The sequence below is a fragment of the Lysinibacillus sp. UBA6686 genome (assembly GCF_002455205.1).
Lineage (GTDB): Bacteria > Bacillota > Bacilli > Bacillales_A > Planococcaceae > Lysinibacillus > Lysinibacillus pakistanensis.
In genome coordinates, this window is sequence record NZ_DKJS01000083.1 from 48,977 (window position 1) to 65,546 (window position 16,570).

Annotated in this window: 10 protein-coding genes and 1 riboswitch; of the genes, 7 read left to right on the forward strand and 3 right to left on the reverse strand. The window is 36.9% G+C overall.

Annotated features, from left to right (window positions below; all coding sequences use genetic code 11):
* Positions 1-104 precede the first annotated feature (104 nt).
* Both mntA and hepT read left to right on the forward strand, forming a co-directional pair.
* Entirely contained in the window at positions 105-524 is a 420-nt protein-coding gene (mntA, locus tag B2R82_RS22600; protein ID WP_286927206.1) for a type VII toxin-antitoxin system MntA family adenylyltransferase antitoxin, read from the forward strand.
* Positions 517-921, forward strand: a complete 405-nt coding sequence (gene hepT / locus B2R82_RS22605; RefSeq protein WP_286927231.1) for a type VII toxin-antitoxin system HepT family RNase toxin — start codon at positions 517-519, stop codon at positions 919-921. Before mntA ends, hepT begins: the two co-directional genes overlap by 8 nt.
* A 116-nt stretch (positions 922-1,037) precedes the next feature.
* Here hepT and B2R82_RS22610 read toward each other — a convergent pair whose 3' ends face one another.
* Entirely contained in the window at positions 1,038-4,112 is a 3,075-nt protein-coding gene (locus B2R82_RS22610) for a hybrid sensor histidine kinase/response regulator (protein ID WP_286927207.1), read from the reverse strand.
* Positions 4,113-4,229: 117 nt separating this feature from the next.
* On the opposite strand from B2R82_RS22610, the gene B2R82_RS22615 reads away from it, so the two are divergent.
* The gene (locus B2R82_RS22615) at positions 4,230-5,390 is read left to right on the forward strand and encodes a response regulator (protein ID WP_286927208.1); all 1,161 of its coding nucleotides are present in this window, start codon (positions 4,230-4,232) and stop codon (positions 5,388-5,390) included.
* Between the two features lie 186 nt (positions 5,391-5,576).
* On the opposite strand, the gene B2R82_RS22620 is transcribed toward B2R82_RS22615, so the two are convergent.
* Positions 5,577-7,214: an S-layer protein gene (locus B2R82_RS22620; RefSeq protein ID WP_286927209.1), complete on the reverse strand. Its 1,638-nt coding sequence runs from the start codon at positions 7,212-7,214 to the stop codon at positions 5,577-5,579.
* A 252-nt stretch (positions 7,215-7,466) separates the two neighbouring features.
* Here B2R82_RS22620 and B2R82_RS22625 point away from each other — a divergent pair, with 252 nt between their 5' ends.
* The 4 genes from B2R82_RS22625 (at position 7,467) to thiC (ending at position 14,720) form a co-directional block, all read left to right on the forward strand.
* Positions 7,467-9,617, forward strand: coding sequence for a methyl-accepting chemotaxis protein (locus B2R82_RS22625; RefSeq protein ID WP_286927210.1), 2,151 nt, complete (start codon positions 7,467-7,469; stop codon positions 9,615-9,617).
* Between the two features lie 145 nt (positions 9,618-9,762).
* Entirely contained in the window at positions 9,763-10,695 is a 933-nt protein-coding gene (locus tag B2R82_RS22630) for an AEC family transporter (protein WP_286927211.1), read from the forward strand.
* 176 nt (positions 10,696-10,871) lie between these two features.
* Complete coding sequence (locus tag B2R82_RS22635; RefSeq protein ID WP_286927212.1) at positions 10,872-12,623, forward strand: methyl-accepting chemotaxis protein; 1,752 nt, start codon at positions 10,872-10,874, stop codon at positions 12,621-12,623.
* A 65-nt stretch (positions 12,624-12,688) separates the two neighbouring features.
* Positions 12,689-12,803, forward strand: a riboswitch (TPP riboswitch).
* A gap of 138 nt (positions 12,804-12,941) precedes the next feature.
* Entirely contained in the window at positions 12,942-14,720 is a 1,779-nt protein-coding gene (gene thiC, locus B2R82_RS22640; RefSeq protein ID WP_286927213.1) for a phosphomethylpyrimidine synthase ThiC, read from the forward strand.
* Between the two features lie 123 nt (positions 14,721-14,843).
* Here the strand turns inward: thiC and B2R82_RS22645 are convergent, their stop codons facing one another.
* Positions 14,844-16,349 (reverse strand): catalase, encoded by a 1,506-nt coding sequence (locus tag B2R82_RS22645; RefSeq protein WP_286927214.1) that lies wholly within the window; start codon positions 16,347-16,349, stop codon positions 14,844-14,846.
* Positions 16,350-16,570 lie beyond the last annotated feature (221 nt).

Sequence of the window (16,570 nt, forward strand, 5' to 3'; positions counted from 1 at the left end):
AGCCGTTTTCGATGATGAACCTCATGTGTTTATGCGCGGCCCATTAATGGCGTAACAATACATACTCAAACAAAGGGGAGAGTTTGTTATAATGATTCTAACGAATGGAGGTGTTTGATCTGCAACAAAACTGGCAAAAAGTAGTTGTGGAAAAGCTAGCATTAGCTGTTAATCCGGCCTTTGTTATTGTTTTTGGTTCGTATGCGCAAGGTTCGGCACGGGAAGATAGTGATTTAGATATTGCGTATTTTGCAGAAAGCCAGCTTTCGGCATATGAACGCTTTCTATTAGCAGGAGAGATTGCGCAGTCTTGTAATGTAGATGTTGATTTAGTTGATATTCTAACAGTTGATACAGTGTTTGCAGCACAAATTTTCTCAAGTGGTATTGTCATTGATTGCAAAGACGAAAACACCTTTGTTAAAGAACGAATGAAGGCATTATCAATGTATGTGACGTTAAATGAACAACGTGCGGAAATTCTAAAGGCAATTGAAGAAAGAGGTAGTGTCTATGGTGAATAATGATGTTGTTTTAAATAAGGTTGCAACAATCGAACGATGTATGAATCGAGTCAGGGAAGTATATAACGATAATCCTGAAAATTTAATGGATTTTACCAAGCAGGATAGTATTATTTTAAATATTCAACGAGCATGTGAGGCTAGTATTGATTTGGCCATGCATATAGTTAGTGATTTAAAGCTTGGTTTGCCTAAAACAAGTCGAGAAGCATTCAAGTTGCTCGAGGACAATAATATTATAAATCATACATTAGCAAAAACATTAATGAATATGGTTGGGTTTCGGAATATTGCTGTACATGATTATCAAACAATTGAATTAAATATACTTCAAGCAATCATAGAGAATCATTTAGATGATTTTAAGGTCTATACAGCAGCAATATTACTTATATAACGTAAAACGGATAGAATGGTCGAACTGGTGGATAGCGCCTTAAAAGTGACGGATAGAACCACTAAACTGAAGGATAGCCCTTCAAACCGAAGGATAGAGCAGACTTTGCTCTATCCTTATTTTTTAGGAATTGGGAATGAAATGGTAGTGCCTTGTCCAACTACACTTTTTATAGTTAGTTCTGCATTAAATAATTGTTTTAGACGTTGTTGGGTATTGACTAGACCAACGCTTGTTTTCTTTTGCGGTGCGGTATTATCAAAGCCAACGCCATCATCAGAAATGGCTATAGTAAAATAGTGCTCTGCCTCAGTAATGCGAATGGTCACGTTTCCACCTTCGCGTTTTGGTAAAATGCCATGCTGGATGGCGTTTTCCACGAGCGTTTGAATGGATAGTGGAGGAACGGACAGCTCCATATTCACTGGGATATCCCAGTGAACTTGAATTCTATCCCCAAAGCGAATTTGCTCAATGGCTAGATAGGAGCGCACAAGCTTTAATTCATAGTCGATCGGTACGGTCAAATCGACATTTTGGAAATCGAAGCTCATTTGTAAATAGTCACTAAATGCTAATAATAGCTTCTCCATTTGCTCATTATCCACGCCATGCAAGGAAATAATCGAGCTCAGTGTATTAAAGAAAAAGTGGGGCTGAATTTGTGCCTGTAGCCAAGCTGCCTCGATTCTTAGGCGTTCCTCACTTGACTGCTTTACGCGAACAAGTGCATGGACCCTTGACTTAAGCTCCACATATTCCATTGGTTTTTTAACATAGTCATTTGCGCCACTTAAAAAGGCGAGCTGTATATCCACTCTTTGCTGACGTGCTGTTAGGAACAAGATTGGTAATTCAGAAATGGAGAATTGTTCACGAATTTTCTTCGCCAATTCATAGCCAGACATATGTGGCATCATAATATCGGAAATGAGCAAATCAAAGCTATTATTTTGTAGCATTTCCAGCGCTTCGGACCCGCTTAATGCAGTTTCAATATCATAAGCCTCCGTAGAAAGCGCATTGGCAAGAACTTGTAGGTTTACGGCATCATCATCAACAATTAAAATTCTCGAATGACTAGTTACTAGCGTTTCTTTTTCAGTAACCGCAGCTATTTCGTCTTCAAATTTTGAGAGACTATTTAGTAATGAGACATATTTAGAAAGTGAAGCATCGTTGTCAATGTTTATTTTCGTATTATTGTCTGCTTGTTCATTCGTTATTGGTAATGAAAAAGTAAAGGTAGAGCCTTTGCCAACAGTGGACGCCAATGATATTTTTCCTCCATGAAGGGCAACTAGCTCATGGCAAATACTTAAGCCTAGTCCAAGTCCACCACCAATAGATGTCATACTTGAATCTGCTTGCTCATATGGTTCAAATATTCTTTCCTGTATGTCTTTCTCAATACCGATTCCCGTATCTGTAACGGAAATATACACTTTTTTACCGATCCATTCAGCATCTATAGTAATAGTTCCTTTTTCTGTAAATTTAATAGCGTTGTGAATTAAATTAGTGAAAATTTGAATAAGACGAGTTTCGTCCGCTAAGACAGGCGGTAAATCTTTTGGTATTTTAATAATAAGCTCTATAGGCCTTCCTTTTAGCATGAAAAGGAATATATTACTTACGCCACTTGCTAGATTATGCACATTGATGGCCTTTGGATGAAGACGGAGTGTTTTCTCTTTTAATTGCACTAAATCGAGTAAATCATCCAACACGTAGGTCATATGATTGCCGATTGTTAGCAGTAGCTTTATATCATCATTATTTTTTTCGGGAAGATCCGAATTTTGCTTCGCCAATAGTGTTTGGGCAATACTCATCATGCTATGAAGCGGATTCCGAAGCTCATGTGAAGTATTTGCCAGAAAATCATCCTTTGTATCGATTTCTTTTTGGAGCTTAACAGAAAGCTCTTCGGTTTGCAGTGTTGATTGGAAGTAACGTGTAAACCAATATGCTGATAATGCTGTGATAGCAATCAAGAGATCAAAGGGATAATGACTGTAAGGTAATGTAGTATTCTGCCTTGTTGAAAAAAATAGTGAATTACCAGCAACTGCGGTACCAGTTAATAATAAAAACACAATTCCTTTTTGTCCTTTAATTACTATATATAATATGAAAACAGTTATAATAATAGGAGACACAATAAAAACTGTTGTGAAAATAATTTTGGTTTTAAAGATATACTCGATTGGAGATAGAATGATAAATACTAAATAAGCTACACATAGCATTGGAACAACATTTAATATTTTTGGTGGTTTTAAATATTCCTTCACTAATTCGCGTAGAAATAACACGAAAAATAACATATTAATAATATAAGAAAAGTAAAATAGTTTACTTGCCCAAATCCAGTTAATGGGTAGGTAAATATAAATAATTTTGTTACTTGAAACGAGTACAGTTATACACGTGAAAATAATCATCATGGCAAAGTATATGAGTGATTTACTTCGAATTCCAATTCCTACAAGTAAAACAACAAAGAGAAGATAAAATAAAAAAACTAGACATACAGCTATTTGAGTACCTATAGAAAAGAACTTTGATTTTTCCATCGAGTACAAATCGCCAAAAATAACTTCTTTTGTAAATCCACCCTGTGAATAATGATTCGTTTGAACGCCCTGTATAATAATCTCACTTTCATTCGAGTCTAGGGTAAAATAATAGGTAATCGGTCTACTAATCGGGGCAGTTCGTTCATTGTCGGATTTCAGATTTCCCAGTCCACCAATTAGTTGCCCATTTACATACAGTTCGTAAGGTGCTAATCCTTCAGGTATTGTCATACCATACATTTGAGGTGCATTATGTTGTTTTAGAATTGTTAAGCGATAAGAACCATATTGTCTATTGCTAAGCTCTTTAAAGTATTTATTCCATGACTCAGGTTGGTTGGAATAAACTTTTTTTTCATCATGTACAGATGATTTTTCTGATGCGAGTAAAGTGTCTGGATATAACGCCCATTCTCCTTGTAGTTTAATTTTAAAATCATAGCTTGTATCAACAGCTCTTAAATCAACTGTTCCTTGTTTAGCAGAGACCCCCTCAGGAACATTTGTTAAATCAAACCAAGCAAAACGAAGTAATGTAAGTAAGCAAAAGAATATACCAGCAATTAGAAAAATCGTGAAATTTTTTGAGAGTACTTTCTTCTTTATCATAAAGAATTAATTTCAACAAAATGTTTAAAACTCCTTCAAAAGTAATGGCTTTTTTATCAATTCTTTCATAAACATAACGATATTAATACTATGACTAGTTTTTAAGGAGGGGATGTCATGAGAATAGTATTAGTAGATGATGAACATTTACCATTAATGAGACTGAAAACCTTACTTGAAAAGAGTAAAGTCCCGGAAATTGACATAGTTGGAGAATATACCGAATCCCTAAATGTCATTGCCCAAATACAAGCGCTGCAACCTAATGTTGTATTTCTAGATATTGTCATGCCAGATATGGATGGACTTGCATTAGGAGAAAAGCTTCAAGAGCTTTTGCCGAATGTTGAGATTGTCTTTATTACTGGTTATGACAAATATGCGATAGATGCTTTTAATTTGCATGCAATAGATTATCTATTAAAACCTGTGCAAGAGGCGCGCTTACAAAAAACATTGGAACGGCTTCAGCGGGTAATCGAAAATAATCATCAAATGGCAGCGAAGCATAAAATGATTAAGCTGCTGGGGGGGATTAAAGTCATAACATCTGAGGGTAAGGTGCAATTAATGAAATGGCGGACATCGAAAGCGAAAGAGCTATTCGCCTATATGCTTAGCAATCGCAATGAAATCATTTATCGTGATACCATATTAGGGTTATTTTGGCCAGAATCAGATATAGAAAAAGCATCCAAGCAGCTTTATACAGCTATTTATACTATCCGTCAAACATTAAAAAATTATGGGTTAGAGGGCATTCAAATCTCAAGTCCATTGTTAAATTCGGGTTATAAATTAATAGTGGAAAATGTAGTAATTGATGTAGAACAATGGTTGGATCAATTAAAATCTTTACCCCCTTTACAAGAAGATACAGCAGATAAACATGAACGGGTGTCTCAGGCCTATACAGGAGATTATTTAGGGGATAGCGATTATCTTTGGTCTGAAGGAGAAAGAGAACGGCTCAGACGATTGTGGTTGCGCCACGCACAGCAATTAAGTGAATTTTATATAAGAAGCCAACAATATTCTGCTGCTGTGAGAGTACAGGAGAGAATCCAAATAATCTCTCCAGATGAAGAGGAGAGCTATTTTTCCTTAATGAAGCTATATGATCTGCTCAATAATGCCGCTGCCGTAGAAGAGCAGTATGGGCAACTTAAAAAAATGCTGCAAGAGCAATTAGCAGTAGAGCCAAGTGTGGAAATTGAAGGATGGTATAGAAGTTGGCGAAAGGGCAGTACGGTTACGCAGGTGGATGTGTTGAATTGAAGTTGAAAGAGGATGGGGTATAAGTAAAATTTAGATTAAAATTAAAAAGTTTCACATCAGAAAAGTGCGAGAAATCAATGTTTTAAATTGATTTCTCGCGCTTTTTAAGATTTTGCTAGTTTTGTTTCAGCTTTTCAATAACACATTTTCCTTTATTCGGGAAAATGTGTTATTAGATTCACTTATTTAATAATTATTTCGATAACTCCAAATAGCCAAATCTAATTTTTCAATAGCTTTCGTCACATCGTATGGTGTCGAATTAGTATTATTGACAACATACTGAGCTTCTTCAATAGCTGAATAAAAATTGCTATTAACTGTCGAGCTCTTAAGGGAGTAATCTGTATAATAATAATTCCTAGCAGAAGAGATTAGGTCATTTAGTCTAGTTTTATCAACATACCCATTATACCCATTATACCCATTTACTCCATATTTATAATTACTCTTATAAATTTGAATTGCATAATTTAAATTATTTATAGCATTCGTCACATCATTTTGACTAGAGTAATAATTATTTACCACTGATTGTGCTGATGTAACTGCTGACTCTATTGCATTTTTCTCTGCTTGAGTTGTCCAAGGTATACTAGACACTAAATCATAGCCATTATTATAAGAAATTGTAACGTATTGAGACTTAATGGAATCAATAATTGATTGTAGGGTTGTCTTATCACCATTTCCATACCCATACCCATACTTCGTTCCGTTTTTCTGCACAGCTTGATAGTTTGCTAATGCAGTTTTATATTGTGTAATGGCATTGTTCACTTGCTCCTGTGAAGCATTCGTATTATTAGCTACTGCTCTAGCATTTGTAACAGCTACATCAAATGTGTTGCGATCTGCCTGAGTTGTCCATCTCTCAGTTGTTAAAACGTCACTTCCATAAGCAGAAACCGATACGTATGGAAGGGAAGCTAGTATTTTATTTAATTCAGTTTTATTTGCTAAAGGTAGTGTTACAGAAGCTTTGCTATCATCTACCTGTACTTTATTTACAATATGCCCTGAATTTAGTGCTACCTTTGCTCCGCCACTAACAGTTATTTGCTCAATTTTGCCTTCCCCATAAAGGCTAAAATCATTTTCAACATCAACGATTAGTTTGTCCACATTCGATGAAACCTCAAATGCAGCCACTTTATCAACGACATTGATAGTTGAAATTGTTTGGTTAGAGGATACATCCACCTTTGTACGTTCTACGTTAAGCGTTGCCGATTTAACATCATTTAAAGAAACATTGAGCCAATTAATTTTTCTTGCCGTAAGAGGTTTAAAGGTAATTCCATCCCCAATTGTTACTTTATCGAGTGAGAATGATTTTTTTACACGACTTGAAACAATGAGCTCATCCTCGATAGCTACATTTTCAACTTTCACATAATCTGCATCGACAGTTAGGCTTCCTTCAATCTTCGCGTCTCCGCCATCGAAATACACCGTCTTTTTGTTAGTGCCAGCTTTTTTCAATGTTAGTGATGTGACGCTAGTAATTTCACCCTTTTTAACGACAATTGTAGCTTGCGCATTTGTTAATGCCGTGCTATTTGCAGTTTTAAAGAGTGATTTAAGAGAATCACTAATATTATATTGTCCGTTAGAAGTACGCACCTTATCCTTTGTAATATTAGTAATAGTAACTGCATCTCCTGCTGGAACCTTCGTTTTTGTAGCAGCCAATCGTTCACCAATTTGAATTGACTGGTTTACAGATGAATCACTAGAAGCTGCGTTTACAGGTGCCACTGGCAATACTAAGGTTGCTGTAAGAGCCGTTGCCATAAAAGTTGATAACGCTTTATTTTTCATTTTGGTCACTCCAATCATCGTATTTAGTAGCTAATATATCATATATTTCAATAATTTAGTATCCAAAGGGCATGTTTTACTAGGTTTGATTAAATAAATAAACCAATAGTCCTTTTTTTAGCTTTCTTGTTTTCTGTGATAAAATCCTAATATTTCTCTATAAATATGTAAAATTCTACTTAATTCGCTAAATCTATTGTTGTGATACAATGTTCCATCCATTATTATTATGTATAAAAGAGGGGTGTTGTCATGAAAAAATCTAGAAGTATTGCTTTGAAGCTATCTTCTCTAATAATAGGAATATTTTTACTATTATTTTTTGCTTATACGATAATAACAGGCATTATTTTGAAAAATCAAAGTGTTGATGATGCAGAAAGTGCAACGCTTGAAACTGCTGAATTTTCTGCGGCAAAAATGAGTGAGCGCTTTAAGAAAGCAAATACTACTTTACTAACAACAAAGCGTATTGTTGAAACTATGGAGAAAAAAGGTGAGGTTTCTGCGCAAGCTATTTTGGATATCATGGAAACCAATTTAGTGAATAATGATGATTTGCTTGGGGTAGGGGTTATTTTAGAGAAAGATATTGCAAATGTAAAACCGATAGCTCTTGCGACTTTATTAGAACAGAATACTATGAAAATAGATTCAGCTACATATGCGGCATTAATTGATTCAAAAAATCGCTTTATACCTTATTTAAGTAAGGATGGTGGTGGTATTACTGCTGCTGCTATTGAAGGCATAGATGATAAAAGTGTGTCCGAATGGTATTGGGTACCAAAGGACGAGGGACGATCAGTTCTAACAGAGCCCTATGATTATAATGTCAATGGAAAGACAGTCCTAATGACAACTATTTCTGTCCCATTAGTAAATGCTTCAGGGTCATTTTTCGGCATATTAACGGCAGATTTATCCATCGATTATCTTAATGGATTGACAGAGTCGGTCAAGCCAGATGGTGGTTATGCTGCGATTATTACAAATAAAGGAATTTTAACAGCGAATAGCCTTGGTGCTACATTAGATGGATTGAATATGCAGGATCATATGGATTGGACAAGCATTAAACAAACGATGGATAGTGGCGAAGTAAAAAGCATGTACATGGACTCTGATGAATTGAAAGAAAATTCATTCAATGTCTTTTCACCAATGGTATTAGAGGGAATTGGTGAAACATGGACTGTCCAAATGGTACTACCTAAATCAAAAATTCTAGAGACTTATAATCAGGTGTTTATTTTTACAATTGTTGCTTCTATTATTATAGTGGTTTTAATGTCTGCTGCTAGTGCCCTATTCATTTATAGACAATTGAAGCCATTAAAGTTTTTACGTGCATCTATTGAAATGGCGGCTGATGGTGATTTAACACAAAAAGTGGATGAGAAATATATTAAAGCTGATGAGATTGGGGCTGTTGCATTGGCTTATAATAATATGCTAGATCAAACGAATAGTGCCATAAAAACAGTGCTAAATTCTACAACACTACTGAATCAATCATCCAATCATGTTCATGAGACATTTAATGAAATAGTGGCTTCAAGTCAGGAGGTTTCTGTAGCAATTAATGAAATTGCTCAAGGTGCATCTAAGCAATCTGAGGATACTGAGGAGACAAACTATCGAATGATTGATTTATCCGATCAAATTGATGCTATTACAGCTTTATCGAATGAAATGGATGAGCTGTCAAATAAAACAAAAGTCACTACTGATAAAGGCATGCAAGAGGTTGAAATCTTACGTGACCGTAATGCGGAGACAAATGCCATGAATGGTCGTATTCAGCAGCAAATGGAGTCTCTGGCATCTAATATCGCCAATATTAACCAAATAATCGCATCTATTCAAGGCATTACGGAGCAAACGAATTTATTAGCCTTAAATGCAAGTATAGAAGCGGCACGTGCTGGCGAGCATGGCAAAGGCTTTGCAGTTGTTGCAGAGGAAGTGCGAAAGCTAGCAGAGCAATCAAAAAACGAAACAGATATAATTAAGCAAACAGTGGATAGTATACTTGCAAATTCCAAGCAAACGGTTGCTGTTATTGCTTCAAATGCAGAGCTTATGCAGTCACAAAATGAGTCTGTACAAAGCACAGAGGTAGCATTTAAAGACAACAGTGAGCTATCAAACTCTATCGCCTCCTCGATAAATGAGCTAATGGCTAAGCTATCGGATATGTTGGAGCATAAAAATCAAGCAATTATGGCAATCCAAAGTATTTCTGCTATTTCAGAGGAGACAGCTGCATCTGCAGAACAGGTAAGTGCCTCTGCTATCGACCAACAAGCAGAGCTACAAAAGGTGGGGGAATCCATCAATAATATGAATGAGATTTCAAAGGAATTACAAGAGGTTGTTAATCGATTTAAGCTAGCTTAATAATGAAGAACTGTCTAAGAGGTATTGAAGGTCACCTAAGGCAGTTCTTTTTTATTGGAGAAGGCTAGTTCTATTCTCTCTTTGGGACAGATTGACCTAGCGGAAAAACAGCACTACTATAAGAAAGGAGAGGAGGACAAATGCTATGATGTATCTCGGTATGATTTTCTTCCAGATTGTTGCTCCTATTTTAGTGCTTCTTGTGCTTGGCGCGATATTGCAAAAGAAATTTTGCTTCAATCTAAAAGCGCTCTCTCAGCTTATTACCTATTGCTTCATGCCAGCCGCTGTTTTTGTTAATTTATATGAAACAAGCGTGGAGCTCTCTGTGCTTGGAGAAGTTGCGATATTTATTGTACTTTTTATCGGCAGTCAAATGGTGCTAAGCCATTTTTTAGCGAAAGGACTTGGTTTAGTTAAAACAGAGGCTGCAGTATTTAAAAATAGTGTTGTCCTTATTAATTCAGGAAACTATGGAATTCCTGTTGCACAAATGATATTTGTGACACAACCAATCGGCGTAGCGATACAGGTTATTCTGGTGATATTCCAAAATATGACTACCTATACATATGGCTTATACAACTTAATTTCCTCAACAAAATCAGGTATATCCATTGTAAAGGATTTTCTTAAGATGCCTATCATTCATGCCCTTATTATAGGGGTGGCAATGAACTATTTTAATCTTGCAGTGCCACAGTTTATTAAAATTCCAATAGATCATGTTGCAGACGGTTTTATTGCTGTGGCATTAATCACGTTAGGAGCCCAATTATCACAGCTTGAAATAAAATCCATGTTTAATAAAACAGTCATTATTAGCTGTTTTACACGACTAATTTTGGGACCAGCAGTTGCTTTATTCATTATTTATATACTCGGTCTAGATGGGGTAGTGGCACAATCATTATTTATTGCTAGCGCTTTTCCAACATCCCGAAATAGTTCTAGTTTAGCATTAGAATATGATATCGAATCAGCAACAGCCGCACAAACTGTTTTATTTTCAACAATAGTGAGCTGTATTACAGTAACAATCGTTATTTATCTAGCAGAATTATTATTTCTTTCATAACATATGACGTAAAAAAAGGAATAGGCTTATGGCTTATTGCTTTTTTTTATGCTCCAAAAGTAAAATGAAGAAAAATACTAGAAAATAAAAGTGTTTTTGTAATTTATTGTAATTTTAAATATATACATAGGGTAAATAGGTACTAAATAATAATATTCAAAGGGGTGTTCATAGCTTTGCGTAAAGGTATGGAGTTATGGAAAAAATTTATCATCTTATTAGTAGCTATTATGATTGTTTTTAGTGTTGCTCTAGGTCTTATTGTCTATAAAAGTACAAAAAATATAGTGGAGTTGACGTTAAAAGAGAATAGTATGATTCTAGCAAGAAATGTCGTGAACCAGCTTGATTCAGAGAGGTATGGGCAGCTAGTTAAAAATCCAGAGAACCGTTCACTGTATCTTGATTTACAGAAGGAGCTTACGACAATACTGAAAACCAATTATGTAACGTATATTTATGTATTCAAGGGAACACCTGATGGTAAACAATCGATGGTGCTGGTGGATGCAGGAGATTTAAATAGTAAGGAAACCTATCAAATTGGAGATATTATAGAGGATATACCGTATGAAAGTGTTGTAAAAACAATTTCTAATAATGAGGATGGCTTTAGTGAGTTTGTTTCTGTAGAGGGATGGGGAGATTTTATTTCTGCTTATGCTCCTGTCAGAGCAGAAAATGGTGAAATTGTTGCATATGTTGGATTAGATATTGAGAGCTCCATTATTTACGGCATTCAAAAATCTGCTGTAACGAAGTACTTGCCTATACTTTTAGGCATAGTCATTTTATTGAGTGTCGTTATGATGACTACATTGTATTTGTATATGCGAAAATCATTGAAGCCAATATTTATCATGAAACGAGCAACAATAGCTTTTACAGATGGGAATATGGCAGAAGCTCAACAAATATTGGATGAAATAAGCTTTGAATCGAATGATGATATTTCAGATTTTAGTAGCAAATTTAAAGAGATGATGCAATCCATGTATCAAATAATATTTAATCTTTCGGGGATTGGCACAGATATATCTAAGGCCACTGATAGTTTACAGGAGGTAGGGGATAATGTGCAGCACTCAAGCAACAAGCTGATTGAAAGTGCAGGGGGAATAGAGGAGAGTGTGGATCGACAAAGAGACTTAGCGACACACTCCTTTAAAACAATTGAAGAAATGACGGCAGGAATTATGCAGATTTCAGACTCTGTTTCTTCTGTTATGAAAAGCTCCTCCAATACAGCCAATCTTATGAAGCACAGTCAATCTGAAGCGGCAATGATTACAGCCCGCATGAATGGCGTGGCAGATTTGGTAACGCATACGGCAAAAAATGTGAATGTTCTTGGTGAAAGATATAGTACAATTGAAAAAATGATAGGTGTTATTCAAAGTATTGCGGATCAAACAAATTTATTGGCTTTAAATGCGGCGATTGAGGCAGCAAGAGCAGGTGAGCATGGCAAAGGCTTTGCAATTGTCGCAGAAGAGGTGAAAAAGCTGGCAGAGATGACAAAGCTGTCAGCAGAAGATATTCGTCAGCATATATATGAATTTAAAATCGTGACAGAAATGGTTTTAAAAGAAATGGACCATAGTACTGTTGAAGTTAAAGAGGGAGCCCATTTGGTAATGGCCATTAGTGATGAGTTAGATCATTTGTTTGAAGCAGTAAAAGTAGTGGAGGTAGATGTACAAAATGTTTTTGAGGTTACAAACACAATGTCTAAAAACACGAACGTTGTCTTAACGGCATTAGAGCAAACGAATGAGGCATCTAAAGCTGTTATGTTAGAAACAAAGGAAGTAGCGGATGCATCAAAGTTACAAGAATCAACATTGAGCCAGCTAAGTAGTACGATTCATGAATTAACGGAGCAGGTAAAGCGTTTAGAGTTTATGAAGCAAAAATATAAACTCTGAAGGAAAAAATAGTAATGAAGCTTCCATCTCTTAGCAATATCTGTTACACTAGCATCAAACTTAATAGCATTGACTAGGGGAGTCTGATGAGTCAGGCTGAGAGGGAAACGCATAGAGGTTTCTTGACCCTTTGGACCTGATCTGGCTCATACCAGCGTGGGAAAGTTAAGAAATTATTGCGTGCTCTTTATAATGCGATAATTATACCTTTTACAATCATAGCCGGATCCAAAATTTTTTGGATTCGGTTTTTATTTTTGTTGGGGTGAGCTAGATTCGGTCCTTGTATGAATTTTCTATAAGGGAGAGAAGTAGGTCATGACAACAGTTAGCGAAAAGAACATTACGATTATGTCGAGCTTTGAGGGGAGTAAAAAGGTTTATGTAGAGGGTTCGAGACCAGATATTTTGGTACCGATGCGTGAAATTGCATTAAGTCCAACGACAGGAAGCTTTGGAGAAGAGAAAAATGCTCCAGTTCGTGTATATGATACGAGCGGTCCATATACTAACCCTGCCTATAAGGTAGATATTACGAGGGGCTTACCAGCGTTGCGAAGTAAATGGATTAGAGAGCGAGGGGATGTTGAGGAGTATGTAGGGCGAACTATTAAACCAGAGGATAATGGCTTCCGCAATGCTGATGATCCACGTATTCAAGAAAACGTTTTTCCTGAGCTATCTAGGAAACCTATACGTGCGAAAAAGGGGAGAAATATCACACAGCTTCATTATGCACGAAAGGGAATTATAACACCGGAAATGGAGTTTGTAGCGATTCGTGAAAATATGGAACCAGAATTTGTTCGCGCTGAAATTGCAGCGGGGCGAGCGATTATGCCTTCTAATATTAATCATCCTGAAGCTGAGCCAATGATTATAGGACGTAGCTTCCATGTGAAAATTAATGCTAATATTGGGAATTCAGCAGTATCATCTTCTATTGCAGAAGAGGTGGAGAAAATGACTTGGGCAACACGCTGGGGTGCTGATAATATAATGGATTTATCGACTGGTAAGCACATTCATACGACGCGTGAATGGATTATCCGTAATGCTGCGGTGCCAGTTGGAACAGTGCCAATTTACCAAGCACTTGAAAAGGTAAACGGTGTAGCTGAGGATTTAACATGGGAGGTGTATCGTGATACGTTAATCGAGCAGGCAGAGCAAGGCGTCGATTACTTTACGATTCATGCAGGCGTACTGTTGCGTTATGTGCCACTAACAGCAAATCGTGTGACAGGCATTGTGTCACGCGGAGGTTCAATTATGGCGCAATGGTGCTTATATCATCATCAAGAGAACTTTTTATATACACATTTTGAAGAAATCTGTGAAATCATGAAAACATATGATGTTGCCTTCTCGTTAGGGGATGGCTTACGTCCTGGATCGATTGCAGATGCTAATGACGAGGCACAGTTTGCAGAGCTTGAAACGTTAGGAGAATTAACACAGATTGCCTGGAAGCATGATGTACAGGTGATGGTGGAGGGGCCAGGCCACGTGCCAATGCATTTGATTAAAGAAAATATGGACAAGCAATTAGAGGTGTGCAAGGAGGCTCCGTTCTATACTTTAGGACCACTGACAACAGATATTGCACCTGGCTATGATCATATTACATCTGCTATTGGTGCGGCAATGATAGGTTGGTTTGGTACGGCAATGCTATGCTACGTGACACCAAAAGAGCATCTGGGCTTACCAAATCGAGAGGACGTTCGTGTAGGGGTGATTACGTATAAAATTGCTGCACACGCGGCTGATTTAGCGAAGGGACATCCTGGAGCACAGCAGCGAGATGATGCACTTTCAAAGGCACGTTTTGAATTCCGTTGGCGCGATCAATTCAACCTGTCTTTAGATCCAGAGCGTGCAGTTGAATACCATGATGAAACATTACCAGCAGAGGGGGCAAAAACTGCGCACTTCTGTTCAATGTGTGGGCCTAAGTTCTGTAGTATGAGAATCTCGCAGGATATTCGTAATTATGCAAAAGAAAAAGATTTAAATACGACAGAGGCAATTCATCAAGGGATGCAGGAAAAGGCAGAGGAATTTAAGAAAGCAGGCAGTCAGATTTATCAATAATAATGTAATGAAGGTTTGTGTTTATTTAGGCACAAACCTTTTTCGTTGAATAAAAAACTCCATGTGAAGTGTGGCTCACATGGAGTTAAAGTTGGATTTGGATATCAATAATAGATGGAAGAATTAAACGTTAGATGGTTGTTTCACGTATGGATTAGAAAGATCCATACCTTCTAAAGAAAGACCCATTGCTTTTGCTACACCCTCACCATATGCTGGATCAGCTAAATAGCAGTGAAGAATGTGGCGACGTTTGATGAACTCTTCAACAGGTGCCATATCATTTGCTGTATTTTCGAATAGGCGTTGTTGTTCTTCTGCAGTCATAAGGCGGAATAGTTTCCCTGGTTGCTCGAAGTAGTTGTTATCATCTTCACGGAAGTCATGGATACCTGCGTTACCATCAATGCGTAATTCAGGCTCTTTATAGTCTAAGTTATGCTCCCATTCGCCGTAGCTATTTGGTTCATAGCCTAAAGTTGAACCAAGGTTGCCGTCAAAACGCATAGCGCCATCACGATGGAAAGTACGGAATGGACATTTTGGGGCGTTTACTGGAAGCATATAATGATTTACACCTAGGCGGTAGCGTTGTGCATCTGCATAAGCAAAGATTCGTCCTTGTAACATTTTATCTGGTGAGAAGCTAATACCGGGAACAATGTTTGATGGAGCGAATGCAGCTTGCTCAACCTCAGCAAAATAGTTGTCTGGGTTTTTATTTAATTCGAATTCACCTACAGGAATTAATGGGAAATCTTTTTTATACCATACTTTTGTTAAATCAAATGGGTTATATGGTAGTTCGCGAGCTTGTTCCTCAGTCATTACCTGAATGTACATTTTCCATTTAGGGAAATCACCTTGCTCAATAGCACCATATAAATCACGTTGTGAAGATTCACGGTCTTTACCGACTACTTCCTCTGCTTCAGCACCTGTTAAATTTTTAATGCCTTGCTCTGTGCGGAAGTGGAATTTTACCCATACACGCTCATTTTCAGCATTGATAAAGCTATACGTGTGAGAACCAAAACCATGCATATTTCGGTAACCAGCTGGAATACCACGGTCAGACATTACTATTGTGACTTGGTGAAGTGCCTCTGGTAGTGATGTCCAGAAATCCCAGTTCGAGTTTAAGTTTTTCATATTTGTACGTGGGTCACGTTTTACCACGTGATTTAAATCTGTAAAGTGTAATGGATCACGGAAGAAGAATACAGGCGTATTGTTCCCAACTAAATCCCAGTTACCTTCTTCTGTATAAAATTTAAGGGCAAAGCCACGAATATCTCGCTCAGCATCTGCTGCACCACGCTCACCCGCAACTGTAGAGAAGCGCGCGAACATTTCTGTTTTCTTCCCAATCTCAGAGAAGATCTTTGCTTTTGTATATTGAGTAATATCATGCGTTACAGTGAAGGTACCAAATGCACCTGAACCTTTTGCGTGCATACGACGCTCTGGAATAACTTCACGGTTGAAGTTCGCTAATTTTTCAACTAGCCATACATCTTGAAGTAACAGAGGACCTCTTGGACCCGCTGACATGGAGTCGTGGTTGCTTACTACTGGAGCACCACCTGCTGTTGTAAAACGACGGCTACGATCATTTGCGTTTGTCATATTAGTTTACCTCCTGAAAAAAATTGTGAGTCAAACTCTTCATCAATAACTATAGCAAATATAAAATAGAATTGCTAGTATATTATAATAATTATCGTTAAAGAATTTTTATTTTTAGATATAAACTATTATTATATGTGCAAAGTAGTAGAATTATGCATAATTTCACTACCCAAAACAACACTTTTCAAAACAATTTTAGAAGTAAGAGAGGAAGATGA